Genomic DNA, 25,619 nt, shown 5'->3' on the forward strand with positions numbered 1-25,619 from the left:
GGGTCCGATCCCGACCCAGATGCCGCCGATGCGCCTGTCGCAGTTCCACCTCCGTACCGAAAAGGAAACGCCCGCCGACGCCGAGCTCGTCAGCCACAAGCTGATGCTCAAGGCCGGCATGCTGCGCAAGCTGGGCGCAGGGATCTATCTCTGGTCGCCACTGGGCTTGCGCGTGCTGCGCAAGGTGGAAGCAGTCGTGCGCGAGGAGATGGATGCCGCCGGCGCGATCGAATTGCTGATGCCGACCATCCAGCCGCGCGAACTGTGGGAGGAAAGCGACCGCTGGCAGAAATTCGGCCCGCAGTTGCTGAAGGTGAAGGACCGCAAGGCGCAGGAGTTCTGCTATGCGCCCACCGCCGAGGAAGTGATCACCGATTTCGCCCGCGGCGAACTGGCCAGCTACAAGCAGCTGCCGTTGAATTTCTACCAGATCCAGACGAAGTTCCGCGACGAGATCCGCCCGCGTTTCGGCGTGATGCGCTCGCGCGAGTTCGTCATGAAGGACGCCTACTCGTTCGACATCGACGAGGCGGGCATGGCGGCCTCCTACCAGAAGATGCACGCGGCCTATACCCGGATATTCACCCGGCTGGGCCTGGATTTTCGCGCGGTGCAGGCCGATTCAGGTGCCATCGGCGGCGACGCCTCGCAGGAATTCCACGTGCTGGCCGAATCGGGCGAGGACGCACTGGTGTTTTCCACCGCTTCCGATTATGCCGCCAACGTCGAGGCCGCCCGCGCTGCCGCGCCGGGCGCGCGACCGGCGCCCAGCGAGGCGCTGCGCCGGGTGGAGACGCCCACCCAGAAGACCTGCGAGGACGTCGCCGCGCTGCTCGGCATCGCGCTGGCCCGCACCGCTAAATCGATCGCACTGATGGCCGGCGATCAGTTCGTGCTCGCCCTGGTCCGCGGCGATCACGCCGTCAACGAGATCAAGCTCGCCAAGGTCGAAGGCCTGGCCGATTACCGGCTGGCGAGCGAGGCAGAAATCGTCGATTACCTGGGCAGTGCGCCGGGCTTCCTGGGCCCGGTCGCTCCGCGCCGACCGATCCGGGTCGTGGCCGACCTGGAAGTCGCCGCGATGGCCGACATCGTATTCGGCGCGAACGAGGCCGGCTGGCATCTTGCAGGCGTCAACTGGGGCCGCGACGTGCCCGAGCCGGACGTCGTGGCCGACATCCGCGACGTGGTTGCCGGCGATCGCGCCGAGGACGGCGGCGAACTGCGCATGGTGCGCGGCATCGAAGTGGGCCACGTCTTCCAGTTGGGCCGCAAGTACGCCGAAGCGATGGATTTCAAGGTGCTCGATGCCGCTGGCAAGGCCGTGGTGCCGTGCATGGGCTGCTACGGCATCGGCGTGTCGCGCGTGGTGGCTGCGGCGATCGAACAGAATCACGACGACAACGGCATCATCTGGCCCGCGGCGATGGCGCCGTGGCAAGTCGCGGTCTGCGTGATCAATCCCAAGAACGAAACCCACGTCGCCGAGGCGGCCGAGGCGCTGTATCGGGAATTGCTGGCGGCCGGCATCGAGACCGTGCTCGACGACCGCGGCCTGCGGCCCGGCGCGATGTTCGCCGACATCGAATTGATCGGCGTGCCCCATCGAGTGGTGGTATCGGGCCGCGGATTGGCTTCGGGCACCTACGAATATCGTCGACGTACGGCAGCGGACGCAGAGAATCTCGATCGCGAATCGCTGTTCTCCAGGCTTCGCGACTGAAGTTTCCTGCAGCCGCCACAGCGCCGGTTAATCCCTCGGCCCATCTCGCACCACGTCCGGCGATCGCGCCGGGCGCGGCGATGATTTGTTTCCTGGGATAATCCCGATTATGATGCCAGCCATGCCAAAGGACTGGTCACCCCATTAACCAGCCGGAGCCGTACACATGGCGTTTGACCTCAATGCATTTTCCCCGCAGCAACTCGATGCGCTGATTGCCCAGGCCAAGGAGCGCAAGACCACGCTCAAGAAGCGCAAGCCGCTGGCCACGGTGCGCAAGAAGCTCACCGACCTGGCCGCTGCGGAAGGGTACAGCGTTGCCGAACTGTTCGGCACGGCGGGTGCTGCAGCCCCCACCAAGGCCGGCCGCACCGGGCCTGCCAAGGGCCGCAAACTCGGCAAGGTGCCGCCGAAGTATCGCAACCCGGCCAACAAGGCCGAAACCTGGACCGGTCGCGGCAAGCAGCCGTTGTGGCTGGCCGCCCAGATCAAGAAGGGCAAGAAGCTCGAAGAGTTCCTGATCAAGTAATCGGGACTGCTTTCGAAACGAGAAAAGGCGCCGTTGGCGCCTTTTTCTTGGCGTTTCACCGCCGGCAACCGCACCTTTCGCAGCCCCCCCGGTGCGCGCACCAGGCCTCGAAACTCGGCAGCCTGGTGGCCCGCGGTCCCGCCACGAATGTCGAAGGGGGCGCCGTTGCGCCCGAATCGCCAACGACACCCGCGCCATGCCTTACAGATTCTTTCGCGCAGGCAGCAGCACGTTGCCGAAGATCAGGCCGGCAATCAGCGCCATCACGATATTCATCACCAGCAGCGCGGCCTCTTGGCCTGCGGCGACGTTCTGCTGCTGCATCAGATTCATCAGGCCGCGCAGGCTGTTGCTGCCCGGCACCAGCATGATGATGCCCGGGACCCGGATCACCGCACCCGGACGGTCGGCCCAGCGCGCATAGCCGTTGCCCGCCGCCGTGATCACCAGTGCGGCGACGAACAGGCCGATCTCCGGGCCCAGCGCCGCCCCGACCCAGCGCGAGATCAGGTAGCCCGACGCCGCTGCCGCCATCACCACCAGCACGTCGCGCTTGCCTGCGCGAAACAGGATGGCGAACGCGCCTGCGGCGACCACCAACGCCCCCCATTCCACCCAATCGGGCTGTGGCCGCATCGCGCGCACATTCGGCGAGACCCCGAGCAACTGCGCCAGCGCCAACGCGATGATCGTGCCGATGGTCAGCTTGAGCACCGTGGTAATGGCGCCGGCGAACCGCGCGGTACCCGACACCAGGTGCTGGCTGGTGAGTTCGTTGATCGCATTGGTCAGCGCCATGCCCGGCAGCATCACGATCAGCGAGGCGATGATGACCGTGTTGAGGTTGAGCGGGCTCAGGAACGCCGACACGAGGATGGCGACGAAGCCGGCGAGCATGCCGGCCAGCGCGTCACCGGCCTCCTTGAGTCGGGTCCCGTTGCGAGTCACCAGGTCGAGCAGTCCGATCAGCAGCCCGATCGTGCCGGCAGTGGCGATATCCGGCCAGGGCAGCCGCCACAGCCCGGCCACCCCGGTGGCCACCAGTGCGAAGCCGAGCACGTGCAGCGCCCTCCCTGCCCGCCCCGGCTGGCGCTGGTCGAGTGCACGCAGCGCCGCATGGCCCTCGGCCAGGTCCATGCCGCCGGCCATCACCTGCTCGGCAATCCAGTCGGTCTCGCACAGCTTGTACAGATCCACCTCGCCCGGGGGCATGCGGATCACGCGGGTCGTGTCGCTGTCGCCGGGCGGACGCAGCGGATCGCTGAATGTCAGGATCATGCCGGTGGGATTGACCCAGGGCTCGCATTCGATGCCCAGCCGCTGGGTCACCGCGATCACCGCCCCTTCCAGGCGCTGCGCGGTGGTGCCATAGGCATGCAGATGCTCGGCAAGCTCGACCACGAAGGCGATGCGGGCGGCGTAGCTGGCGGAGGTCAGCGAGGCGATCGTCGTGGACATCGGCACAGCATGGCATGGGCGCGCCAAGACGGCGATGCGTGATGCCCGGCGTCACATGGATTTTCGGTATTCTCGTCTGTGTTTGCCCTCGCCCCGGACGCACGCGCCGAATGACCGCCTCCCGACACGCCACGCCCAGCGCAGACGCCGACGACGCCGGCCGGCTGCGGCTGCACGGCGACTGGACACTCGACCATGCGAGTGCGATCGAGCAGGTGCTGCGCGAGGCCGACGGCGCTGCGGATGTCGATGCGACCGGCGTGGACCGGCTCGACTCGGTCGGGGTGCTGCAACTGCGGCATTACGCCAACAAGCGACAGCTCGATTTCGCTGCATTCGATTTCCGGCAGGACCATCGCGCGCTGGTCGAGGCGATCGATGAAGTGGCCGACGACCGCCCGCCGCGCAAGCGCGAGTACGGCTTTGCCGCAGCGCTCGGCCGGCTGGGCTACACGATGCACGGCAACTGGCGCAGGATCGTGTCGCTGGTGAGCTTCCTGGGCGAACTGCTGGTCAAGCTCGCGCGGCTGGCCGCCTCCCCGCGTCGGCTGCGGGTCACCTCCACCGTCCACCACATGGAGCAGGTGGGCCTGGACGCAGTGCCGCTGGTGGCCTTGCTATCGTTCATGGTCGGCGCGGTGATCGCGTTCCTGGGCGCATCGGTGCTGGCCGATTTCGGCATGACGATCTTCGTCGTCGAGCTGGTCTCGATCGCGTTCCTGCGCGAATTCGGCGTGCTGCTGACCGCGATCCTGCTGGCTGGCCGGACCGCGAGCGCGTTCACCGCGCAGATCGGCGCGATGGTCGGCCGCGAGGAGGTCGACGCGATCCGCACACTGGGGCTCGACCCGGTGGACCTGCTGGTCATTCCGCGGGTGCTCGCGCTGATGGCGATGCTGCCGCTGCTGACCTTCATCGCGATGGTCGCCGGCTTGATCGGCGGCCTGTCGGTCGGCGCCTTCAGCCTCGACATCCCGCCGCAGGCCTACCTGTCGCGCATGCACGAACAGATGGAATTGCGGCATTTCCTGGTCGGCATGTCCAAGGCCCCGCTGTTTGCGATCGTCATCGGCCTGATCGGCTGCCTGGAGGGCCTGCAGGTCGAAGGCACCGCGCAGTCGGTGGGCGAACGCACGACCTCGAGCGTGGTCCAGTCCATTTCGCTGGTCATCGTGCTCGACGCGTTTGCCGCGATCTGGTTCATGCACATGGGATGGTGAAGACGTGATGGGCGAATCGAAACATCACGAAAGCGAAGGCCCGCCGGTCGATGCGGGCGCCGCGGTTTCGCCCCTCCCAGATGCCGGGCAGGACGCCGGCGACGCCGACATCGCCATTCGCGTGCGCGGGCTGGTCAACCGCTTCGGCGAGCAGGTCGTGCACGAGGATCTGGACCTGGATGTGCGTCGCGGCGAGATCCTGGGCGTGGTCGGCGGTTCGGGCACCGGCAAGTCGGTGTTGATGCGCGCGATCCTCGGACTGCGTGCGCCGCAGGCGGGCAGTATCGAGGTTCTGGGCGCCGATGCGCTGTCGCGCGACCCCGAAAGTCGCAGCCACATCGAGCGCCATACCGGCGTGCTGTTCCAAGACGGCGCCCTGTTCTCGTCGCTGACGGTCGGGGAGAACGTGGAGGTGCCGTTGAAGGAGCATCACGGCAGCCTGCCCGACAAGCTGCGCTACGAGCTGGCCTTGCTGAAGGTCAAGCTCGCCGGCCTGCCGGCCGACGCGGTCAGCAAGCTGCCCTCGCAGCTCTCCGGCGGCATGCGCAAGCGGGCCGGCCTGGCGCGCGCCCTGTCGCTCGACCCGCCGCTGCTGTTCCTCGACGAACCCACGGCCGGCCTGGATCCGATCGGCGCGGCCGCATTCGACCGCCTGATCCGCACCCTCCAAGAGGCGCTGGGGTTGACCGTCTTTCTCATCACACACGACCTCGACACGCTCTACGCTATCTGTGACCGGATTGCGGTCCTGGCCGACAAGCGGGTCATCGCGGTCGCGCCGGTCGAGGAGATCGAACGGGTCGACCACCCGTGGATCCAGGATTACTTTCACGGCCCGCGCGGCCGTGCCGCACGAGATGCCAGGGCCAACGCGCCAGGAGCCCAGTAGACGACCATGGAAACCAGAGCCAACTACGTCCTGATCGGCGCGTTCACGCTTGTGGCGACGATCGCCTTGCTCGGCTTCGCGCTGTGGGCCGCCAAGTACTCGTCGGACCGCAGCTGGAACGAGTTCGACGTGATCTTCCGCGAGCCGGTGACCGGCCTGACCGAAGGCAGCAGCGTGCAGTACAACGGCATCGCCGTCGGCACGGTCGACAACCTGCAGCTGGCGCCGGAGGACCCGCGGCAGGTCATCGCACGGCTGCGGATCCAGGCCAACGCGCCGGTCAAGACCGACACCCGCGCCCGGATGTCGATGACCAGCCTGACCGGCTCGCCGATCATCCAGCTCACCGGCGGGTCGCCGGAGGCCGCATTGCTCACGGTGTCCGATGGCGACGACGTACCGGTGATCCAGACCGAGGCCTCGGCGCTGCAGAACATTTCCGACACCGCCAACCGGCTGGTCGAACGCCTCGACCAGGTGTTGAGCGAAGAGAACGTTGCCCGCATTTCGCAGACGCTGGCCAACATCGAGGGCATGACCGGGGCCGTCGCCGGTCAGCGCGAGGACCTGGGCGCGATGATCGTCAACGCCCGCCGCGCCAGCGAACAGCTCGAACAGACCTTGACCACGACCAACCGCGCGATGACCAGCTTCGACCGGGAACTGGTGCAGAAGCTGCCCGACCTCGTTGCGCGGCTCGACAGCACCCTGGCCCGGCTCGACTCCGCGGCCGGCGGCGCCGATACGATCCTCAACGAGAACCGCGCCGCGATCAGCAGCTTCGCCAATGACGGCCTGTCCCAGCTGGGCCCGACGCTGGGCGAGCTGCGCTCGCTGGTCCGCGACCTGCGCCGCATCAGCGACCGTCTCGACGCCAACCCTGCGCGCTACCTGCTCGGCCGCGACGCCCCGAAGGAGTTCGACCCGGAATGAAACTCTCCTCGACCGCGACCCGCGATGTCGCACGCGCGTCGGCCGGCCTGCTGCTGGTCACCCTGCTCGGCGCCTGTTCGTCGCTGCTCGGCGGCGGTGCCGGCGACCGCGAACGCTCGACGATCTACGCCCCGGATCCGCGCGTGCAGACAGCCGCGCAGTGGCCGCATGCCGACTGGCAACTGACCCTGAGCCCACCGACGGCCGCGCGCATGATCGACAGCTTCCGCATCGCGGTGCGGCCGACGCCCAGCGAGCTGCAGGTCTATCGCAGCGCGAGCTGGGCCAAGACCCCCACTGACATGCTGCAGGACGTGGTGCTGCGCACGCTCGAGGACTCGGGCCGGATCCCGGCGGTCGCGCGCCAGGGCGCGGGCATCACCGCCGACTACAAGCTGGTGATCGACCTGCGACGTTTCGAGGCCGATTACGCCGGCAACGCGATACCGGCGGCGACGATCGAAGCCAATGCCAAGCTGATCCACAACATCGACCAGACCGTGGTCGGCTCGCGCACATTCCTGGCCGCGATCCCCGCCAGCGGCACCGAGGTCGCGCAGGTCGTCGACGCATTCGGCACTGCGCTGCAGAGCATGGGCGGCGAGATGGTCGGCTGGATCCTGACCTCGGGCAATGCCCACGAGGCCAGCCACCATGGTGCATCGCCCCCGCCCTCGCGCTGATCGCTCCGGCGCGCGCACCACGCTCGAACCCCGGCGGCGGCTCAGCGCAGGATGCGCCGGAACGTCAGGTTGATGCGCGGCCCGACCGGTCGCGCCGTCCTGGGCAGCGCATGCCCATAGCGGGCCTGCGTGTCGCCACGCATCACCAACAGGCTGCCGTGCGCCAGATCCAGCGCCAGGCGCGCCGGCGGTTGTCCGGGCGGCGTGTCGCGCGCCTTGAGCAGGAACCGCCGCGTCGCGCCGAGACTCAACGATGCGATCACCGGCCGGGGCCCGAGCTCGGGCTCGTCGTCGCTATGCCAACCCATCGCGTCGCGGCCGTCGCGGTAGAGATTGGCCAGCACGCTGTCGAACGCCGTTCCGGCCGCCGCCGACACCCGGTCCCGCACCGCCCGCAGCGCCGCGGGCCAGGGGTGCGGATCGAAGCGCACCCCCGAGTACCGGTAGGCCGCCCCCGGATCGCCGATCCAGCAACTCAGCCGCGGCGCATCGATCTGCCGCCCGAAGATGCGCAGGCGATGCGTCGTCCACGGCAACCCGACCTGCAGCGCAGCGAACAGTGTGTCGGCCACCGCGGCGGGCAGCCAATCCGGGTCGAAAGCAAGATCGGCGCCGGGAAGCGAAGGCGCGCCGTCAGTCAGACCCATCTCGCGTCCTCGCTGGCAGGTTTTTAGGGGGTTGCGAACGCAACCCCGGTCTTGGCCTCGAGCGACTGCACGTCCACGTCATCGGCCATTTCGATCAGCACCAATCCGTCTGGCGTCACGTCGAACACCGCCAGGTCGGTGATGATGCGATCGACCACGCCGACGCCGGTCAGCGGCAGCGTGCATTCGGGCAGGATCTTGTGGCCACCGTCCTTGGCGACGTGCTCCATCAACACGACCACGCGCTTGACGCCGGCCACGAGGTCCATCGCGCCGCCCATGCCCTTGACCATCTTGCCGGGCACCATCCAGTTGGCGAGGTCGCCGCGATCGGTGACCTGCATCGCGCCGAGGATCGCCAGATCGATATGACCGCCACGGATCATTGCGAACGAGTCGTGGCTACCGAAGTAGCTCGCGCCCGGGCGCGCGGTGACGGTCTGCTTGCCGGCATTGATCAGGTCGGCATCCAGTTCGTCCTCGGTCGGGAACGGGCCGATGCCCAGCAGCCCGTTCTCGGACTGCAGCCAGACGTCGACGCCGTCGGGAATGTGGTTGGCCACCAGCGTCGGCAGGCCGATGCCGAGATTGACGTAGGCGCCGTCGGTGAGCTCACGGGCGGCGCGGGCCGCCATCTGGTCGCGGGTCCAGGCCATCTCAGTTCCCCTCCTGCCGTACGGTGCGTTGCTCGATGCGCTTTTCCGGGGTCGCGTTCACGACGATGCGGTCGACGTAGATCCCCGGCAGGTGCACCTGATCGGGATCGATGTCGCCAGTCTCGACCAACTCCTCGACCTCGGCCACGCAGAGCTTGCCGGCCATCGCGCAAGCCGGGTTGAAGTTGCGCGCGGTCTTGCGGAACACGAGATTACCGGCCTTGTCGGCCTTCCAGGCCTTGACCAATGCCACGTCGGCGACCAGGGCCGTCTCGAGCACATAGTGGCGGCCATCGAACTCGCGCGTTTCCTTGCCTTCGGCGACGACGGTGCCATAGCCGGTGGCGGTGAAGAACGCCGGAATCCCGGCGCCGCCGGCACGCAGGCGCTCGGCCAGCGTGCCCTGCGGGTTGAACTCCAATTCCAGTTCGCCGCCCAGATACTGGCGTTCGAATTCCTTGTTCTCGCCGACGTAGGAGGAAATCATCTTGCGGATCTGCCGGGTCTCCAGCAGTTGCCCCAGGCCGAAGCCATCGACGCCGGCGTTGTTGGAGATCGCCGTCAGCCCGGTCACGCCCGAGTCACGCAATGCGGCGATCAGCGCCTCAGGGATGCCGCACAGGCCGAAGCCGCCAACCGCGAGGGTCTGGCCATCGGCGACGACACCGGCCAGCGCCGACGCCGCATCGGGGTACAGCTTGCCGCGGCGGGCCGCGGCGGAACTCTGCTCGCTCATCTCGATCCTCGTGGCGCAACTCGTCCCATTCTAGCCGGCAGCGCGCCTTGCCGCCGGTCGGTCGACGTGCGGGATAGAATCGGCATTCCCCCTTTCCACATGGATGCGCCATGCCCCTGCCCGCTTTCAAGGCCTACGACCTGCGCGGTCGCGTGCCCGACGAACTCAACCCGGCGCTGGCCCGCGACATCGGCGTCGCGCTGGCCACGCAGCTCGAGCCGGGGGCCGTGGTGCTGGGCCGCGACGTGCGTTTGACCAGTCCAGAGCTGCAGACCGCGCTGTCGGAAGGACTGCGCAGCCAGGGCCGCGAGGTCGTGGATATCGGCGTAGGCGGGACCGAGGAGGTCTACTTCCAGGTCGACCGACTCGGCGCGGCCGGTGGCGTCATGGTGACCGCCAGCCATAACCCGATGGACTACAACGGTATGAAATTGGTCAGGCAGCAGGCGCGGCCGATCAGTTCCGATACTGGCTTGTTCGCGATCAGCGACGCGGTCGAGGCGGGCAACCTGCCGCCGCCCGTGGCCGATCCGGGCAGCGAACGGGCCTACACCGACAAATCCGACTACATCGCGCACCTGCTTGGCTACGTCGAGGCGGCCGCGCTGCGTCCGCTCAAGCTGGTGGTCAACGCGGGCAACGGCGGCGCTGGGGCGATCGTGGACCTGCTCGCCCCGCACCTGCCATTCGAGTTCGTGCGCGTCTTCCACGAGGCCGACGGCCGCTTCCCCAACGGCATTCCCAACCCGCTGCTGCCCGAGAACCGCCAGGCGACCGCCGATGCAGTGCGAGAACATGGCGCGGATTTCGGCATCGCCTGGGACGGCGACTTCGACCGTTGCTTCTTCTTCGACGAGGCCGGCACGTTCATCGAGGGCTATTACCTGGTCGGGTTGCTGGCGCAGGCGATCCTGGCCAAGCAGCCGGGCGGCAAGGTCGTGCACGACCCGCGCCTGGTCTGGAACACCGTCGAACAGGTCGAGGCCGCCGGCGGCGTCCCGGTGCTGTGCAAGAGCGGGCATGCCTTCATCAAGGAGAAGATGCGCGCCGAGGATGCGGTCTACGGCGGCGAGATGAGTGCCCACCACTACTTCCGCGAATTCGCCTATGCCGACTCGGGCATGATCCCGTGGCTGCTGATCGCCGAACTGGTCTCCAAGAGCGGGCGCACCCTCGGTGATCTCGTCGCCGCGCGCGTGCAGAAGTTCCCCTGCAGCGGCGAGATCAACTTCCGCGTCGCCGATGCCAAGGTCGCCGTCGAGCGCGTGATGGCGCACTACGCCGCGCAGTCGCCGACGCTCGACCACACCGACGGCATCAGTGCCGACTTCGGCGACTGGCGCTTCAACCTGCGCAGCTCCAATACCGAACCCCTGCTGCGGCTCAACGTCGAGACCCGCGGCGACCGCGCGCTGCTCGAGGCGCGGACGCGGGAACTCTCACAACTGCTAGCGCCCGAAGCCTGAGACGCACGATGACCGCGATCATTCCGGTACTCCTATCCGGCGGAGCCGGCACACGACTGTGGCCGCTGTCGCGCGAGATGTATCCCAAGCAGTTCCTGCCGCTGGTGGGCGAGCACACGATGCTGCAGGCGACATGGCAACGGGTCGCCCCGCTCGTGGGGGAACAGAGGCCGCTGATCGTCGCCAACGAAGAGCACCGCTTCATCGTCGCCGAACAGCTCCAGCAGGTCGGAGTCCGCCCGGAAACGATCCTGCTCGAACCTGCGGGCCGTAACACGGCGCCGGCCATCGCAGCAGCGGCGCTCGAGGCGGCGCACTCCACGCCTGATGCAGTGTTGCTGGTGCTGCCATCGGATCACGTGGTCCAACGTCCCGACGCATTCCTCGCGGCGGTCCGCACCGCACTGCCGGCTGCAGCGGATGGCAAGCTCGTCACCTTCGGCGTGGTGCCTCATAGCCCCGAGACCGGCTACGGTTACATCAAGTCCGGAACTGACGGCGGCGCGGTCCTTCCGGTCGAGCGCTTCGTCGAGAAGCCAGACCTGGCAACGGCTCAGCAATACGTAGCCTCGGGCCAGTACTACTGGAACAGCGGTATGTTTCTGTTCCGAGCAGACCGCTATCTGGAAGAACTCGGACGACATGCACCAGCCATCCTGTCGGCGGTACGCGCTGCATGGGAAGGTGCACGCAAGGACGCGGACTTCACCCGCCTCGATCCCGATGCCTTCGCCGCCAGCCCATCGGATTCGATCGATTACGCGGTCATGGAGAAGACCGACGCCGCAGTGGTCATGCCGCTCGACGCCGAATGGAGCGACGTCGGCTCATGGGCCTCCCTGCGCGAGGTCAGCCCCCAGGACGCGGACGGCAATGCGCACCATGGCGATGTCGTGGCGATCGATTGTCGCAATACCTATGCGCACGGCAACCGCCTGATCGCGATGATCGGCCTGGAGGACACGATCGTCGTCGAGACCGATGACGCGATCCTCGTGGGACGCAGCGACCGGATCCAACAGGTCAAGGACGTCGTCGCCGAGCTCAAGGCGCGCAAGCTGCCGCAGGCAAGCTGGCACCGCAAGGTCTACCGGCCCTGGGGCGCCTACGATTCGATCGACAACGGCGCGCGCTTTCAGGTCAAGCGCATCACCGTCAAGCCCGGCGCGACACTGAGCCTGCAGATGCATCACCACCGCGCCGAGCACTGGATCGTCGTCAGCGGCACGGCCGAGGTCACGCGCGGCGACGACGTGCTGCTGTTGAGCGAAAACCAGAGCACCTACATCCCGCTCGGCGTAACCCACCGCCTGCGCAACCCGGGCAAGCTGCCGCTGGAGCTGATCGAAGTGCAGTCGGGCAGTTACCTTGGCGAGGACGACATCGTGCGCTTCGAGGATACCTACGGCCGCGCTTGACGCATGCCCGTCGCTCGACCTCAAGGACGGCGCCCTCGGGCGCCGTCCTGCATTCGGGCCTGTCAGCGATCCGCGGAGAGCGTATCGAGCACGCTGCCCAGTGCGGCTTGCCACTCGGGCAGCACAACACCGAAATCGCGCTCCAGCGCGCCAGTGTCCAGGCGCGAGTAAGCCGGACGCTTGGCGGGCGTCGGATAGTCGGCCGTCGTGATCGGCTCGACCGTCGGCGCACGTGCGATCAGACCACGTGCGAGCGCGCCTTCGAAGATCGCCTCGGCGAAGCCATGCCAGCTGGTTTCGCCGTGCGCGGTCAGATGCCAGGTGCCGCGCCGCTTGCTGCCGTCCTGCAGCAATTGCACGGTCACGTCGGCGATCAGCGCCGCCGGTGTGGGCGTGCCGACCTGGTCGGCGACCACGCGGAGCACATCGCGCTCGGCGCCAACGCGCAACATCGTGCGCAGGAAATTGTGGCCGTGCGCTGCATAGACCCACGCCGTACGCAAGATCAGATGCTGCCCGCCGGCGGCCCGGATCTCCTCCTCGCCGGCCAACTTGCTGGCGCCGTAGACGCCCAGCGGCGCGGTGGCGTCGTCCGGCCGGTACGGGCGCGTGCCTTGGCCGTCGAACACGTAGTCGGTCGAGTAGTGCACCAGCGGCACGTCTTGCGCGGCGCACCAGCGTGCGATCGCACCCGGCGTCGTCGCGTTGGCGGCGAATGCGGCCTCCTGCTCGCTTTCGGCCTTGTCGACGGCGGTGTAGGCCGCCGCATTGACCACCCGCTCCGGCCGCGTGGCATCGAGCAACGCCACGACGGCCTCGGCGTCGGCAAAATCCGCCTGCAGGCACGGCGCGCCGTCGGCGAGCCTGCCGCTGCGCGTCGTGGCCTGGACTGCACCGAGCGGTGCGAGTGAGCGCAGCAGTTCGCGGCCGACCTGGCCGCTGGCGCCAAAGACCAGCGTGGTCATGCGCGCAGGTCCGGCAGCCGATCCTGGGCAATGTCGGCCAACAGCGGGGCCTGCGCATCCTTGTCCGACAGCAGCGGTGCGTCGATTGGCCATTCGACGCCGATCTGCGGATCGTCCCAGCGCACGCCGGCGTCGGCTTCCTTGACGTAGATGTCGGTACACAGGTAACTGAACAACGCCGTCTCCGACAGCACTGCGAAGCCATGCGCGAAGCCTTCTGGGATCCAGAACTGGCGCTTGTTCTCCGCGCTCAGCAGCACCCCGTCCCATTGCCCGAAGGTCGGCGACCCACGCCGGATGTCGACCGCCACGTCGAACACTTCGCCCTGGAGCACGCTGACCAGCTTGCCCTGCGGCCGCGGCCACTGGTAGTGCAGGCCACGCAGCACGCCCTTTGCGGACGAGGACACATTGCTCTGTACAAAGGTCGTGGGCAGGCCATGCTGGCCGAAGCGCGCCGCGTTCCAGGTCTCGAAGAAGAAACCACGGGCATCGCCGAACACGGCAGGCTCGAGCACGACGGCACCGGGCAGCTTGGTTTCGATGATCTTCAACGCACCACTCCTCGGTTCACCAGGGTCTGCAGGTACTGGCCGTAGCCGTTCTTCGACAGCGGCTTGGCCAGCGCCAGCAGTTGCTCGCCATCAATCCAACCCTGCCCGAAGGCGATCTCCTCCGGACAGCACACCTGCAGGCCCTGCCGGTCCTGGATGGTTTGGATGAAATTGGAGGCTTCGTGCAGCGACTGGTGCGTGCCGGTGTCGAGCCAGGCGTAGCCGCGGCCGAGCTGCTCGAGATACAGCGCGCCGTCGTCCAGATAGCGACGGTTGAGGTCGGTGATCTCCAGCTCCCCGCGCGGCGAGGGCGCGAGTTCGGCGGCGTAGTCGCTGGCCCGGCCATCGTAGAAGTACAGGCCGGTCACGGCGTAGTTCGAACGCGGCTGCTCGGGTTTCTCGGCGATGTCGACGACCTTGCCATCGGCATCGAACTCGGCCACACCGTAGCGCTCGGGATCGTTGACCCAGTAGCCGAAGACCGTCGCGCCGTCGCCGCGCGCGTCTGCCCGCCGAAGCGTGTCGGTCAGGCCATGGCCGTGGAAGATGTTGTCGCCCAGCACCAGGCAGCTCGGCTTGCCGCCGACGAACTCGCGCCCGATCAGGTACGCCTGCGCCAGACCATCGGGACTGGGCTGCACCGCATAGCGGATGTCCATGCCCCACTGCGACCCGTCGCCCAGCAGTGCCTGGAACAGCGCCTGCTCGTGCGGGGTGTTGATGATCAGCACCTCGCGGATGCCCGCCAGCATCAGCACGCTGAGCGGGTAGTAGATCATCGGCTTGTCATAGACCGGCAGCAGCTGCTTGCTGACGCCCTTGGTGATCGGATACAGCCGGGTCCCCGAGCCGCCGGCCAGGATGATGCCCTTGCGTTGCGTCATTGGAATTCTCTCGTCTCCTCCCCGCACGCGGGGATCGCTGATCTCCCTCCCCCGCACGCGGGGGGGAGGGCCGGGGTGGGGGCGCTTCAGGCCGCGGTCCCGATCCGCTCGAGCCGGTAGCTGCCATCGAGGATGCCGCGCACCCAGTCCTGGTTATCCAGGTACCAGTCGACGGTCTCGGCAATGCCACTCTCGAAGGTGTGGCGCGGCGTCCAGCCCAGTTCGTTCTGCAATTTGGAGGCATCGATCGCATAGCGCCGGTCATGGCCCGGGCGGTCGGCGACGAAGGTGATCTGGCTGCTGCGCGGCTGGCCATCCTCGCGGGGACGGCGCGCGTCGAGCAGTCGGCAGATCGTCTCGACGACCTCGAGATTCCGGCGCTCCGAGTCGCCGCCGACGTTGTAGGTCTCACCGACCCGGCCCTTCTCGAGCACCGTGCGGATCGCCTCGCAGTGATCGGTCACGAACAGCCAGTCGCGCACCTGCTGACCGTCGCCGTAGACCGGCAGCGGCTCGCCGGCCAGCGCCTTAGCGATCACCAGCGGGATGAGCTTCTCGGGGAAATGGTAGGGGCCGTAATTGTTGGAGCAGTTGGTGGTCAGCGTCGGCAAGCCGTAGGTGTGGTGGAACGCGCGCACCAGATGGTCGGACGCCGCCTTGGAGGCCGAGTACGGCGAGTTCGGCGCATACGGCGTGGTCTCGGTGAACTTGCCGGTCTCGCCGAGCGTGCCGTAGACCTCGTCGGTGGACACATGCAGGAAACGGAAGGCTGCCTTGGCGTCGCCGTCGAGGCCCTTCCAGTAATCGCGCACGGCCTCGAGCAGCCCCAGGGTCCCGACGACATTGGTGTCGATGAACGCGGCCGGGCCGTCGATGGAGCGGTCGACGTGGCTCTCGGCCGCGAAGTTGAGCACCGCATCGGGCCGGTGCTCGGCCAACAGCCGGGAGACCAGGGTCCGATCGCCGATGTCGCCATGCACGAAGACGTGGTCGGCGTTGCCTTCCAGCGAGGCCAGGGTCTGCAGGTTGCCCGCGTAGGTCAACGCATCGAGGTTGACCACGCGCACGCCCAGGCGGACCGCCTCGAGCACGAAATTACCGCCGATGAAACCGGCGCCGCCGGTGACGAGCCAAGTGGGCACGGAAACACGCTCCTGTGTGAATACGCTGGACCGCCCTGCGATGGCGGGAGACGACAGGATACCGGCTCGGCCGGGCGTTTTTGGTGGGAATGCGACCCGGCTGCTGCCGTGGACTCGCGGCTCACCCCGCGGCCCGCTAGAATCGGACGATTCGTCCCGTGCCTGCCGCCGCGGCCGGGTGACCCGCAGACAGTAAGGAATACCCGCCCGATGAAGATCCTCGTCGCCTACAAGCGCGTGGTGGACTACAACGTCCGCATTCAGGTCAAGCCCGACGGCTCCGGCGTCGTCACCGACGGCGTCAAGCTATCGGCCAACCCCTTCGACGAGATCGCGCTCGAAGAAGCGCTGCGACTGCGCGACAAGGGCATCGCGACCGAAGTCGTGGTGGCCACCATCGCGCCGGCCGACGCCCAAGCGCATCTGCGCAACGGCCTGGCGATGGGCGCCAATCGGGCGCTGCACGTGGTCTGCGATCAGCCGATCCAGCCGCTGACCGCGGCGCGCGCGCTGCTCAAGCTGGTCGAGAAGGAACAGCCGGACCTCGTGATCCTCGGCAAGCAGGCGATCGACGACGACGCCAACCAGACCGGCCAGATGCTGGCCACGCTATGGGGGCGCCCGCAGGCGACTTTCGCCAGCAAGCTCGAGGTCGCCGACGGCAAAGCCACCGTGACCCGCGAGGTCGACGCCGGCCTGGAAACCCTTGAAGTGGACCTGCCGGCCGTCGTGACCACCGACCTGCGCCTGAACGAACCGCGCTTCATCAAGCTGCCGGACATCATGAAGGCCAAGGCCAAGCCGCTCGAGTCGATCCCGTTCGCCGACCTCGGTGTGGACGCGGCCGACACGCTCACGACCTCGCGTTACGAGGCGCCGGCCAAGCGCAGCAAGGGCGTCATGGTCAAGGACGCGGCCGAGCTCGTTGCCGCGCTGAAGGCCAAGGGCCTGCTCTGAACCGTCGCTCCCGCGCAGCGGGAGCCCAGTGAGTGCCGGCCGAAGCCGGAGTGCATCGACGCGGTCCGGCCCGGACGCGACGATTCCCAGGAGAACTTCCATGTCCAACGTCCTCGTCATCGCCGAACACCTCGACGGCAAGCTCAACGCCAGCGCGACCGCCAAGACCGTCGCCGCAGCGCAGGCCCTGTCGCCGGCCACCATCGATATCGTCGTGCTCGCCGCCGACCCTGCCAGCGCTGCAACCGACGCGGCGACCATCGCGGGGGTCGCCAAGGTGCGCACGGTCGCCAATCCGGCCAATGCGCAGCCGCTGGCCCAAGTGCTCGGCCCGCAGATCGCCAAACTCGCCGCCGGCTACAGCCATGTCTTCGCACCGTCGACCACGTTCGGCAAGGACCTGATGCCGGTGGTCGCCGCCCTGCTTGGCGTCAACCAGATCTCCGATCTGATGACGGTCGAGGGCAGCCACACCTTCAAGCGCCCGATCTACGCGGGCAATGCCATCGTCACCGTCGAGGCACCTGCCGACCAGCCCGTGGTCGCCACCGTGCGCACCGCGTCGTGGCAGGAAGCCGCACGCGGCGGGAGCGCAGCGATCGAGCCGACCACCATCGATGCCGACCTGCCCACCCATACGCGCTTCGTGGCCCTGGCGGCCGGCAGTACCGATCGTCCCGACCTGCAGAGCGCCAAGCGCGTCGTCTCGGGTGGCCGCGGCGTCGGCTCGGAAGAGAACTTCAAGATCATCTTCGACTTCGCCGACAAGCTCGCCGCGGCCGTCGGCGCTTCGCGTGCGGCTGTCGATGCCGGCTACGTTCCCAACGAGCTGCAGGTCGGCCAGACCGGCAAGATCATCGCACCCGAGCTCTATGTCGCGATCGGCATCAGCGGCGCGATCCAGCACCTGACCGGCATCAAGGACGCGGGAACCATTGTCGCGATCAACAAGGATGCCGACTCGCCGATCTTCGAGATCGCCGACATCGGTTTGGTCGGGGACTTGTTCAAGGTGCTGCCGGAGTTGGAAGCCGCGCTGAGCTAAAGTGAATTGATCGTCTTTCAACGCCATCTTGACCTGATACCGGGCATTGATGAGCCGACAACCTGTCGGCCATGCTTCGCATGCTTACCTACCGCGCCTAGGATCGTTCATGATTGTTGGAACCGGCCTGATAGCCCGCGCGTTCTCGCCTCTCTATGCTGACGACGAGGCGACCGTCGTACTTGCGTCGGGCGTTTCCAACTCGGCAGAAACAAGCGATGCGGCATTCGCGCGGGAGCGCGATTTGGTCCTACACCATATCGCGCGCAAGCCGGAGCGTCTGGTGTACTTTGGAAGCTGCAATGTCGCCAATCCAAACCAGAAATCCGCTTACTTCGAACACAAGAGATCGATGGAACGGCTGGTGGGCCACGCTGCCTTCGGGCTGGTGATCCGCCTGCCCCAAGTCGTCGGCGCGACGAACAATCCCAACACGCTGACCAACCATCTCGCCAACCAGATCATGACCGGCCAGACGGTCAAGCTGTGGACGCGCGCCCAACGCAACCTCATCGATATCGACGACGTGGTGGCGATGACGCATCACATCCTGGCGAACGCAAGCGCCTTTCCGCGCAGAGTATCCATTGCATCGCCCTGGACGCTCTCGATGCGGGAAATACTCGAGATATTCGAATCGGTTCTTGGACGCCGCGCCGAAGCGATCGAAATCGACCGGGGAGACGACATGTACATTGACGCGTCGCTAAGCGAACGAATAGCCAGTGACATCGGTCTCGATTTCGGGAAGGACTACCCCTATCGCGTTGTCGAGAAGTACTACGGCGGGAGTCGATGAACATGGAAATTTCTGTGATCGTCCCCGTATACGGAAGCGCCGGCATCCTCGCATCCCTGGTGGAGCGTCTTGAGTCGTGCCTGAAGTCTTACCCGACAGATGGATTCGAAGTCATTCTGGTTCACGACCACGGCCCCGATAATGCTTGGCAGGTGATCTGCGCCTTGGCAGCAGACCGCCCTTGGTTGAAAGGCGTCAACCTGAGGCGGAATGCAGGCCAGCACAATGCGGTCATGGCCGGATTTGCGCATGCGACGGGACGTTTCATTGTCACGATGGATGACGACCTGCAGCATGATCCCGACGATATTCCCAGAATTGTGCAGGCGCTCAAAGACGGCGCGGATCTGTGCTATGTGAACTTCGAGAAACGCGAGCACGCCCTCTGGAAGAAGCTAGGGAGTGCATTCAATGACCTGGTGGCCAGCAGTCTGCTTGGCAAGCCGCGCAGTCTGTATCTGTCACCATATCGTGGGATCCGGCGCGAAGTCTGCGAGACAGCCCTCAAGTACAAGGGGCCCTTCGTGTACGTCGACGGACTTCTACTGCAGGGAACAGCGAATTACACGAGCATCACGGGCAAGCACCATGCCCGTCGTGATGGACAGTCGGGTTACAGCTTGCGAAAGTCTGTATCGCTCTGGCTGCAGATGGCCACCAGTTTCTCGATCGTCCCACTGCGGCTTGTCTCACTTGCCGGCTTGCTCGCCTCGGCCTTCGCCTTCCTCACGGCCCTGGGTGTCGTCTGGAGGAAGCTCGTGGACCCAGGCATGGCGGTCGGCTGGCCATCGCTGATTGTGGCCATCCTGTTCATGGGGGGACTGCAACTGTTGGCATTGGGGGCAATCGGCGAGTACATCGGTCGCATCCTGCTCAACATCAATAGCCGCCCTCAGTATGTGGTCGGCCAGCGCGTCAATCTCTAGGCAGACACCAGCAACTCGTCGTGAAAACGATGCGGCGGTGCGCCTCGGATTCACGACTTGAGGGCGACAGAAAGACAAGCATCGCACCGGCGTCGTGATGCCGACAGAGTGCTGAAGCTCAAACACGGCACAGATATGCCTCAGGCTTGACGGTAGAGGCGCCGGCCTTGCCCTCCGCGTGATGTCGCGCAAACCACTTACATTCGTCGCCGCAACCAGGCATAGGCGATGCGCCGAACATGCGCCATCCATCGCGCGCGCCGGTTGCCACGGCGCAATTCAGCCGCGCTCAGCAAGTCCGCATGCGCTGAGGCAAAGTGCTCGTGAAATGCGACTGCCTGCTGCGACTGTTCGCGCGTCAAGCGCACGCTCCATTGCCCAGCACTGATACGGAAGCTTGCCATGACATCCGGGATCGCCACGAAGTTCCCACGCATCAGAATGCGGCTGTAGGTTGCCTGATCGATGAGGTAAGGAAACCGTCCGTCCCACCCCCCCTCCTCTTGAAGAGTATCGCGACGGAGCATTACACATGCCGGCTCACCAAACACGTTTGTGCCGGCCAAGATACTGATCTTGGCGGCCTCGCGGCCAGGCAAGCACCCTCGCAACCCAGCCAGTCCGCGCGCAGCCAGCAACTGGTGGCCGCTCGCATCGATGAGGTTACGTCGCGCCGCGACCATCACGACATCCGGGTTGGTATCGAACGCCGCGACCTGGCGACGCAGCGCATCGGGAGTGATGAGGTCATCTCCACATACGAGCTTCAGAAGATCGCCACGTGCGTGTTCTGTCACGCGGCTCCAGTTCGCCAAAGCCCCTCCGCCCGCAGGTGTCGGTGCCAGCACACGCACCCGAGGCAAATCGCGATAGTCCTCCAGAATCGTCGATGTGCCATCTGTGGACGCATGGTCAGCCACAACAAGTTCGTAGTCGGTGTAGTCCTGCGCAAGCACCGACTCGATGGCCGACCGGATATCGCGAGCATTGTTGTAGGCGGGTATCACCACCGAAACACGGGGCACTGCGCTCAAGCGCGTCATATACATCACCTGCGAAACGAGAAGTACTTGTGGCCGACGAAATTGAATACCACAAGCACGATCGTGATGAGAATCTGCACCGGAATGGGAGGAAAGCCCACGATCTCCACCAACAATGTCAGCGCACCCGCATTGAGCAGGAAGGACACGATGTTGACGCCGACGAACCGGACGAAATCCCGCAAGGCGTGCCCTTGCACCTTGAAAACGAGGCGCCTGTGCACGTTGAAGACAAGGAGCAGAGAGATGATCCATGCGATGGCCAGACTGACCGCCGACGGAACGCGTGGCCCGAGGTACAGGACGAGGGCTGCGAACAATGCCGTACTGAAGGCCGTGTTGAGCCCCCCCACGACAAGGAAGAGCAACCGTTGGTCGCGAAGCAGACGCTGCAGGGGACCAGGTTTTGGGGCGACCTCGCCTTCCTCCCCATGTTTACGTCCTAGTGCTCCGCTCACTTTGGCGAGCCATCGCAACTCAAGGAAATGTCGCTCACCATAATGCCGAGCACGCGCGCGTCGAGACTGCCAGGGGACTCGCGACTGGGTATCGTCGTCGGCGACACCAGCAGGCGGACACGTCCACCGTCAACGCTGGGCCCCAGAACCAAGCGTGAAGAGCGACCAGGCTCGACACGAGCGCGACGCTCCAGGCCATCACTTCCGATGACTCGGACCTCACGCGCGGACATCACGCCGGGCAGATAGACCTCGGCAGCGAAGTCGCACTCACACTTGGGAAGGAACAGCTCCGAGGCGTCCCGAGTCCACCTGCCTTGCGCCTCCTCGCCGTTCCAACCTGCACCGTAACGGACATCGTCGAGACGGCAGTAGTCCGCGGGCAACCCAGCGAACAACGAAAGACGGTGGTCACGCATGACATTGACGCCTTGACGTGCGTGATCGAGTGGCGACTGGAGCAACCTTGCCGACGCCTCGTCGGGAACGCCCCGGACCATGGCTTCACCCATGGCCTTGAAAATGAGTTCGCGGAATGGTCCCGCTTGCCACTCCCGGAAATAAGTCAGGGCATGTCCCGACGCCACCAAGCACAGCAGCACAAGAACGGCACTTCCCGGCAGGCGCCGAGCCGAGGGCGCGAGGGTAGCCACCTCGCGCGCCGCCAGCCACAGCACGCCAATCAGCAGGAACACGAAATCCATGTAGTATCGCGACGCGACAACAGCTCCGGGACCATCGCCACCACGGGCGATCGATACGGAAACAGCAGTCAGACCACCGTAAAGTATGAGGTAGAGCGGAAGTCGCGAACCTGGCGCGGCACGGCGCAACCAACTCAAAGAGGCGCCACCGCCCGATAGCACGAGCAACGCACCAAGGCCGAGCAGAAGCTCACGGCTGCGACCCCCATGCAACAACGCCTCGTGCCCTCCAAAGGCGCTTCCGAGCGCGTAGAAGGGCAGGACCATTGTTTCGGTACTGAAAGAAATGCGTGCAGAGTCGGCCTCTGCATGAATCATCTGGCCTGATCCGATATAGATCGCGAATGAGACCAACACGGCTATCGTCGGCAGAAGACCGAGCCATCGGCCTTCCTGTCGCCACCTGGGAAGAAAGGCGAGTAGTTGCAGCGCCAGTACAGCACCGACGAAAGCGTAGTTCCACCCCATCCCTACCAGCAATACGAGAAACGGCGCCGCCGCAGCCAGGACGACTTGCAGCGCCCGGATGCTCGACAGGTGTCCCGACAGAATCGCGGCGTGCCCGACGAAGAAAAGCAGGAAGCAGAGATTTTTCGTCCACAACGGCAACCCGAGATCCAGCGTGAGCAACTCCACACCCGCCCAACTGAAGCACAGCCCAGCAACCGCCACTGTCGTCAGTGCCAGCACGATCTTCGCCATGCGGCTAGGTGCCACGTCCTGAGTACGGACATCACGGCCCCAGGCCAGAACCAAGACGAGCGACACCGCCAGAATGACCACCGCCGTCAGACGGTTTGCGAGCATGACGTCCAGGCCGAAGAAGTCGACATTGGCCAGTAGAAATGCCTGATTCACGAAGCCCCGATGGGCCGATCCCTGTCCCCAGAACTCCAGCGTAGACAGCAGGCCAATCCTCCAGTCCTGCAGTTGGGCGAGCAGCCTGAGCGAATCCATGTACGGGACGTCAGGCGCTGCGCGCGTCAGCAGCACCTGATGCACGATCGACAGGACGACTATCGACAGCAACCCGATGGCGACCAGCTTAGAGGCCGGTCGAATAGAGGTTGTGGATGCGCTTTTCGGAAAGTCATCCATGCCGGCGATTGCCCTACTGCAACGATGGGAGGCGCCCACTGTGGGCGTGCCGCGCTATGCTACCAGCAGCGCATACGCTACTGCAGATGCGCAGAGCGGCAGGAATGGAGCCTCCGACCCGGCCTCAGGCGCAGCCAGGGGCCAACAGCTTCACCGCCCCCAGCCTGTGACCCGTCGAGCTTGTGAAGATAAAGCGGACATCCTCGTTCACCCAAGGACCCGTGATCGATGTCCCTTGAGGGCCGCTTTCGCTCCATAGCCTGGGCGTCTCCTGCCCTTGCTGCACCATGACGCGAATACCATGCTCACTTTCGGGATGCTGCCAATGCATCTCGACGACGGCAGCCTCCATCTTGTCACCGCGGCATACGCCCGATAGCGCGGATGCCGAGACCTGGAGGGAGCCTGCATCCTCGCGCTGCACCGACAATGGGCCAGTCACTGCCCGCCCCCCGCCCTCGAATGCTTCACCATGTGAAGATGAATCAGCATTGCCATCGATGGATGGTGCGGCAACTGTCATGGTGCCCAGCGTTGCCACTTCCTTTTCGCCACAAAGAACGCGTACCGGAAACTCGCCAGGATCCTTGATCACGCTCGGTGCCGGCCACACCGCTGCGAGAACGTCACCCGCCCCCTCCACCTCGGTGCTCATCGCACCTATCTGCAGCCGAAGTTTCCCCCGCACACGGGTCACACGCAGCCAGGTCGCACTCAATCCCGAACCCGTTTGGCGATTGAAATGATCGCCCGCGACCGCAGACTTGGGCCCCCAATCCTGAACATCGATCAGACAACCGCTCGGCGCATCGATGTTCATGTCGGTCGGCTGCGCCAGCGCCTCGAGTCCAAGTACTCCGAGCGTCTCGAGAGGGCGCGCAAGAAGCGCATCACGCAGCGAACGCTTTCGGTCGTAAAGATCGGAGGCCTCAAGGCAGGCTTCGTCCTCGCGCTGCTGAGGGCCGCAGATCGCCCAACCTTCGTCCTTCAAGGTGATGACATTCCCCAGAAAGCGTGCGCTTTTCGCCGCGCGCGCGCTCTGCATGTCGTCAGTGAGATACGGGAGCCCTTCGGGATGAATTCCCAACGCCCGAGTAATGAGAACGGGGAGATGCTCCAATGAGACTGTACCCACATTCACGGCCCCCTTGCGCCCGTCGATGAACAACAAGGGCGTGCGTGACATCGAGAGCAACGTCTGCACCTCCTCGAACGGCCTGGTATGGATCTTGATCCCCGACTGCGAGTAGGGCCGTTGGTCAGGGGGCATGGTAGGCGCGTGATCGCCGAATGCCACGATCAACGCCTCCGGATCGGCGCGTCGAATGTCGGCCAGCCAGTCCATGAACGCCGCGCTCGAGTATGCTATTGCGTTTGCATAATCCTCAACCGCCGCATTCGTCGGCGAGGTCGAGACGAGTGCAGGTCTTCGCTCCGGGTTCTGACGATACGGATAGTGGGAACTGATCGTCACCAAATAGTTGAAGTACGGGGCACCCGGACTCAGCCCTGCGATCGCCTCACGATTCTGTCGATAGAAGCTGCCGTCATTGAGAAACACCCCATCCAGATCATCCCGAACGAAGCTGTCGTAGGCATTGAAATGGGCGAACCCCATCCAACCGTAGGCACGATCCCGCCCCCAGGAATCGGCGTGATTGGAATGCGAGGCGAGGGTTTGATAGCCGAGCTCGCGCAGCAGCCTCGGCAAGCAAGGCAGTGATCCCGTCATCCGGCTCTGAAATACCGCAACATTGGCGGCAGGCAGTCCACAGAGGACCTCGAACTCCGCGTTCGCAGTCAAATGACCAAAATGAGGCGTCAGCACGCCCGAGCTTCCACCCTCATCCAGCAACGCCCGGAAGCGTGGATCGAACGGATCCCGACTGAACTCAAATGCCTCGAACGCCTGGGGATCCCAGAAAGTTTCGAGCAGCACGAGATGGACATTACGGCGGCGGGACAACTGGGGCACGTAGGCACTACCCCGCCGCCGCAAGAGATCCCCCTGCCTGGCTGCCAGCACTTGGTGACGTGCGCGATGGTCCAGCAGGAACTGGAAGCCTCCTCGTTGCTGCAGGTGTGTTGTGTAATCGCTGGAATGCAATGGAAAAAGGACGTCGATCACACGCCCCTGCCACGGCGCCAGCATGTACAACGCCAACGGCATCGACAACGCGGCGAGAGGCCACAACATCTGCTTCCGGCTCGCCGGCCACAGGCCGAACGCCAGCACCAGCAACAGAAGTACGATCGAGGCAGCGAACAAGGCCACATGCGAAGGAGCCGACACACTCATCAATACGCGAAGCGCCGACAGATCGCCGAAGAACGCGGGCACGCCCAGCACAGACAGCTTTACGAGATGCGTGAACTGGAAGACGAGGATCCAAACGCACAGCGCAGCGACGATCTGCGTCCTGGTGCCTCCCCCTTTCTTGATCAGCCAAAGAAAGCACAACGCGAACATCGCATCGAGCGCCACGCCCAACAGGCTGGGCGCATCGCCAAGGGCGACCCATCTGCTCGCCGCTCCCACCGCGGCTCCGATAACACACATGAGTATGACGAAACGGCTCGTCGCGGCCGTCCTGGCGATGATTGGCGCCCTCAAACTGCAACCTTCCTATCACGTCCCCTTCACATCCGCATGATAGCAAGCGTTCCGCTCCGCTTCACAGTGTCC

The 25,619-nt window shown here is 65.5% G+C and carries 24 protein-coding genes; 12 read left to right on the plus strand and 12 right to left on the minus strand.

The window, feature by feature from the left end:
• Positions 1–28: 28 nt before the first annotated feature.
• Together ABE505_RS01520 and ABE505_RS01525 are read left to right on the plus strand one after the other, a co-directional pair.
• On the plus strand, positions 29–1,723 hold the full coding sequence (locus tag ABE505_RS01520) for a proline--tRNA ligase (RefSeq protein WP_346441879.1): 1,695 nt from the start codon (positions 29–31) through the stop codon (positions 1,721–1,723).
• 166 nt (positions 1,724–1,889) lie between these two features.
• Positions 1,890–2,252: an H-NS histone family protein gene (locus ABE505_RS01525; RefSeq protein ID WP_346441668.1), complete on the plus strand. Its 363-nt coding sequence runs from the start codon at positions 1,890–1,892 to the stop codon at positions 2,250–2,252.
• A 201-nt stretch (positions 2,253–2,453) separates the two neighbouring features.
• Here the strand turns inward: ABE505_RS01525 and ABE505_RS01530 are convergent, their stop codons facing one another.
• A complete protein-coding gene (locus ABE505_RS01530) occupies positions 2,454–3,710 on the minus strand; it encodes a threonine/serine exporter family protein (protein WP_346441669.1) in 1,257 nt (418 codons plus the stop codon).
• A gap of 110 nt (positions 3,711–3,820) precedes the next feature.
• Between ABE505_RS01530 and ABE505_RS01535 the strand changes: the two genes are divergently transcribed.
• From ABE505_RS01535 to ABE505_RS01550, 4 genes are read left to right on the plus strand one after another with little or no spacing between them, the layout of a single operon-like run.
• Positions 3,821–4,930, plus strand: coding sequence for an ABC transporter permease (locus ABE505_RS01535; protein WP_346441670.1), 1,110 nt, complete (start codon positions 3,821–3,823; stop codon positions 4,928–4,930).
• A 7-nt stretch (positions 4,931–4,937) separates the two neighbouring features.
• Positions 4,938–5,819, plus strand: a complete 882-nt coding sequence (locus tag ABE505_RS01540) for an ATP-binding cassette domain-containing protein (protein ID WP_346441671.1) — start codon at positions 4,938–4,940, stop codon at positions 5,817–5,819.
• Positions 5,820–5,825: 6 nt separating this feature from the next.
• On the plus strand, positions 5,826–6,752 hold the full coding sequence (locus ABE505_RS01545) for an MlaD family protein (protein WP_346441672.1): 927 nt from the start codon (positions 5,826–5,828) through the stop codon (positions 6,750–6,752).
• Positions 6,749–7,435, plus strand: coding sequence for an ABC-type transport auxiliary lipoprotein family protein (locus ABE505_RS01550; RefSeq protein WP_346441673.1), 687 nt, complete (start codon positions 6,749–6,751; stop codon positions 7,433–7,435). The genes ABE505_RS01545 and ABE505_RS01550 overlap by 4 nt, the downstream gene beginning before the upstream one ends.
• Positions 7,436–7,476: 41 nt before the next feature.
• Here the strand turns inward: ABE505_RS01550 and ABE505_RS01555 are convergent, their stop codons facing one another.
• From ABE505_RS01555 to ABE505_RS01565, 3 genes are read right to left on the minus strand one after another with little or no spacing between them, the layout of a single operon-like run.
• The gene (locus ABE505_RS01555) at positions 7,477–8,082 is read right to left on the minus strand and encodes an alpha-ketoglutarate-dependent dioxygenase AlkB (protein WP_346441674.1); all 606 of its coding nucleotides are present in this window, start codon (positions 8,080–8,082) and stop codon (positions 7,477–7,479) included.
• Between the two features lie 23 nt (positions 8,083–8,105).
• Positions 8,106–8,738 carry a CoA transferase subunit B gene (locus ABE505_RS01560; protein WP_346441675.1) on the minus strand — a complete coding sequence of 211 codons (633 nt, stop codon included), beginning with the start codon at positions 8,736–8,738 and terminating at the stop codon, positions 8,106–8,108.
• A gap of 1 nt (position 8,739) precedes the next feature.
• The gene (locus ABE505_RS01565; protein WP_346441676.1) at positions 8,740–9,474 is read right to left on the minus strand and encodes a CoA transferase subunit A; all 735 of its coding nucleotides are present in this window, start codon (positions 9,472–9,474) and stop codon (positions 8,740–8,742) included.
• Positions 9,475–9,584: 110 nt separating this feature from the next.
• Here ABE505_RS01565 and ABE505_RS01570 point away from each other — a divergent pair, with 110 nt between their 5' ends.
• Both ABE505_RS01570 and ABE505_RS01575 read left to right on the plus strand, forming a co-directional pair.
• Positions 9,585–10,940 (plus strand): phosphomannomutase, encoded by a 1,356-nt coding sequence (locus ABE505_RS01570; protein WP_346441677.1) that lies wholly within the window; start codon positions 9,585–9,587, stop codon positions 10,938–10,940.
• An 8-nt stretch (positions 10,941–10,948) separates the two neighbouring features.
• Positions 10,949–12,358, plus strand: coding sequence for a mannose-1-phosphate guanylyltransferase/mannose-6-phosphate isomerase (locus ABE505_RS01575; protein ID WP_346441678.1), 1,410 nt, complete (start codon positions 10,949–10,951; stop codon positions 12,356–12,358).
• Positions 12,359–12,420: 62 nt separating this feature from the next.
• Here ABE505_RS01575 and rfbD read toward each other — a convergent pair whose 3' ends face one another.
• The 4 genes from rfbD to rfbB all read right to left on the minus strand — a co-directional run bounded on the left by rfbD (position 12,421) and on the right by rfbB (position 15,903).
• On the minus strand, positions 12,421–13,323 hold the full coding sequence (rfbD, locus tag ABE505_RS01580) for a dTDP-4-dehydrorhamnose reductase (protein ID WP_346441679.1): 903 nt from the start codon (positions 13,321–13,323) through the stop codon (positions 12,421–12,423).
• The gene (gene rfbC, locus ABE505_RS01585; protein WP_346441680.1) at positions 13,320–13,877 is read right to left on the minus strand and encodes a dTDP-4-dehydrorhamnose 3,5-epimerase; all 558 of its coding nucleotides are present in this window, start codon (positions 13,875–13,877) and stop codon (positions 13,320–13,322) included. Before rfbC ends, rfbD begins: the two co-directional genes overlap by 4 nt.
• Complete coding sequence (gene rfbA, locus ABE505_RS01590) at positions 13,874–14,761, minus strand: glucose-1-phosphate thymidylyltransferase RfbA (protein ID WP_346441681.1); 888 nt, start codon at positions 14,759–14,761, stop codon at positions 13,874–13,876. Before rfbA ends, rfbC begins: the two co-directional genes overlap by 4 nt.
• A gap of 86 nt (positions 14,762–14,847) precedes the next feature.
• Positions 14,848–15,903: a dTDP-glucose 4,6-dehydratase gene (gene rfbB / locus ABE505_RS01595; protein WP_346441682.1), complete on the minus strand. Its 1,056-nt coding sequence runs from the start codon at positions 15,901–15,903 to the stop codon at positions 14,848–14,850.
• 210 nt (positions 15,904–16,113) lie between these two features.
• Here rfbB and ABE505_RS01600 point away from each other — a divergent pair, with 210 nt between their 5' ends.
• The 4 genes from ABE505_RS01600 (at position 16,114) to ABE505_RS01615 (ending at position 19,630) form a co-directional block, all read left to right on the plus strand.
• Positions 16,114–16,860 carry an electron transfer flavoprotein subunit beta/FixA family protein gene (locus ABE505_RS01600; protein ID WP_346441683.1) on the plus strand — a complete coding sequence of 249 codons (747 nt, stop codon included), beginning with the start codon at positions 16,114–16,116 and terminating at the stop codon, positions 16,858–16,860.
• Positions 16,861–16,960: 100 nt separating this feature from the next.
• Positions 16,961–17,905, plus strand: a complete 945-nt coding sequence (locus tag ABE505_RS01605) for an electron transfer flavoprotein subunit alpha/FixB family protein (RefSeq protein ID WP_346441684.1) — start codon at positions 16,961–16,963, stop codon at positions 17,903–17,905.
• A 109-nt stretch (positions 17,906–18,014) separates the two neighbouring features.
• Entirely contained in the window at positions 18,015–18,704 is a 690-nt protein-coding gene (locus tag ABE505_RS01610) for an NAD-dependent epimerase/dehydratase family protein (RefSeq protein WP_346441685.1), read from the plus strand.
• Positions 18,701–19,630, plus strand: a complete 930-nt coding sequence (locus ABE505_RS01615; protein WP_346441686.1) for a glycosyltransferase — start codon at positions 18,701–18,703, stop codon at positions 19,628–19,630. Before ABE505_RS01610 ends, ABE505_RS01615 begins: the two co-directional genes overlap by 4 nt.
• A 197-nt stretch (positions 19,631–19,827) precedes the next feature.
• Here the strand turns inward: ABE505_RS01615 and ABE505_RS01620 are convergent, their stop codons facing one another.
• From ABE505_RS01620 to ABE505_RS01635, 4 genes are all read right to left on the minus strand, one after another.
• Positions 19,828–20,673, minus strand: coding sequence for a glycosyltransferase family A protein (locus tag ABE505_RS01620; protein ID WP_346441687.1), 846 nt, complete (start codon positions 20,671–20,673; stop codon positions 19,828–19,830).
• 5 nt (positions 20,674–20,678) lie between these two features.
• Positions 20,679–21,041: a GtrA family protein gene (locus ABE505_RS01625; RefSeq protein WP_346441688.1), complete on the minus strand. Its 363-nt coding sequence runs from the start codon at positions 21,039–21,041 to the stop codon at positions 20,679–20,681.
• Between the two features lie 86 nt (positions 21,042–21,127).
• Positions 21,128–22,933, minus strand: a complete 1,806-nt coding sequence (locus ABE505_RS01630; protein WP_346441689.1) for a hypothetical protein — start codon at positions 22,931–22,933, stop codon at positions 21,128–21,130.
• 124 nt (positions 22,934–23,057) lie between these two features.
• Positions 23,058–25,472: an LTA synthase family protein gene (locus tag ABE505_RS01635; RefSeq protein ID WP_346441690.1), complete on the minus strand. Its 2,415-nt coding sequence runs from the start codon at positions 25,470–25,472 to the stop codon at positions 23,058–23,060.
• Between the last annotated feature and the right edge of the window lie 147 nt (positions 25,473–25,619).

This window comes from Luteimonas sp. TWI382 (genome assembly GCF_039674545.1).
Classification (GTDB): Bacteria; Pseudomonadota; Gammaproteobacteria; order Xanthomonadales; family Xanthomonadaceae; genus Luteimonas.

Bases quoted from the DNA above. Each gene is read 5' to 3' on its own strand.
- ABE505_RS01520 (WP_346441879.1), top strand. From the start codon at position 29: ATGCGCCTGTCGCAGTTCCACCTCCGTACCGAAAAGGAAACGCCCGCC.
- ABE505_RS01525 (WP_346441668.1), top strand. From the start codon at position 1,890: ATGGCGTTTGACCTCAATGCATTTTCCCCGCAGCAACTCGATGCGCTG.
- ABE505_RS01530 (WP_346441669.1), bottom strand. From the start codon at position 3,710: ATGTCCACGACGATCGCCTCGCTGACCTCCGCCAGCTACGCCGCCCGC.
- ABE505_RS01535 (WP_346441670.1), top strand. From the start codon at position 3,821: ATGACCGCCTCCCGACACGCCACGCCCAGCGCAGACGCCGACGACGCC.
- ABE505_RS01540 (WP_346441671.1), top strand. From the start codon at position 4,938: ATGGGCGAATCGAAACATCACGAAAGCGAAGGCCCGCCGGTCGATGCG.
- ABE505_RS01545 (WP_346441672.1), top strand. From the start codon at position 5,826: ATGGAAACCAGAGCCAACTACGTCCTGATCGGCGCGTTCACGCTTGTG.
- ABE505_RS01550 (WP_346441673.1), top strand. From the start codon at position 6,749: ATGAAACTCTCCTCGACCGCGACCCGCGATGTCGCACGCGCGTCGGCC.
- ABE505_RS01555 (WP_346441674.1), bottom strand. From the start codon at position 8,082: ATGGGTCTGACTGACGGCGCGCCTTCGCTTCCCGGCGCCGATCTTGCT.
- ABE505_RS01560 (WP_346441675.1), bottom strand. From the start codon at position 8,738: ATGGCCTGGACCCGCGACCAGATGGCGGCCCGCGCCGCCCGTGAGCTC.
- ABE505_RS01565 (WP_346441676.1), bottom strand. From the start codon at position 9,474: ATGAGCGAGCAGAGTTCCGCCGCGGCCCGCCGCGGCAAGCTGTACCCC.
- ABE505_RS01570 (WP_346441677.1), top strand. From the start codon at position 9,585: ATGCCCCTGCCCGCTTTCAAGGCCTACGACCTGCGCGGTCGCGTGCCC.
- ABE505_RS01575 (WP_346441678.1), top strand. From the start codon at position 10,949: ATGACCGCGATCATTCCGGTACTCCTATCCGGCGGAGCCGGCACACGA.
- rfbD (WP_346441679.1), bottom strand. From the start codon at position 13,323: ATGACCACGCTGGTCTTTGGCGCCAGCGGCCAGGTCGGCCGCGAACTG.
- rfbA (WP_346441681.1), bottom strand. From the start codon at position 14,761: ATGACGCAACGCAAGGGCATCATCCTGGCCGGCGGCTCGGGGACCCGG.
- ABE505_RS01600 (WP_346441683.1), top strand. From the start codon at position 16,114: ATGAAGATCCTCGTCGCCTACAAGCGCGTGGTGGACTACAACGTCCGC.
- ABE505_RS01605 (WP_346441684.1), top strand. From the start codon at position 16,961: ATGTCCAACGTCCTCGTCATCGCCGAACACCTCGACGGCAAGCTCAAC.
- ABE505_RS01610 (WP_346441685.1), top strand. From the start codon at position 18,015: ATGATTGTTGGAACCGGCCTGATAGCCCGCGCGTTCTCGCCTCTCTAT.
- ABE505_RS01615 (WP_346441686.1), top strand. From the start codon at position 18,701: ATGAACATGGAAATTTCTGTGATCGTCCCCGTATACGGAAGCGCCGGC.
- ABE505_RS01620 (WP_346441687.1), bottom strand. From the start codon at position 20,673: ATGACGCGCTTGAGCGCAGTGCCCCGTGTTTCGGTGGTGATACCCGCC.
- ABE505_RS01630 (WP_346441689.1), bottom strand. From the start codon at position 22,933: ATGGATGACTTTCCGAAAAGCGCATCCACAACCTCTATTCGACCGGCC.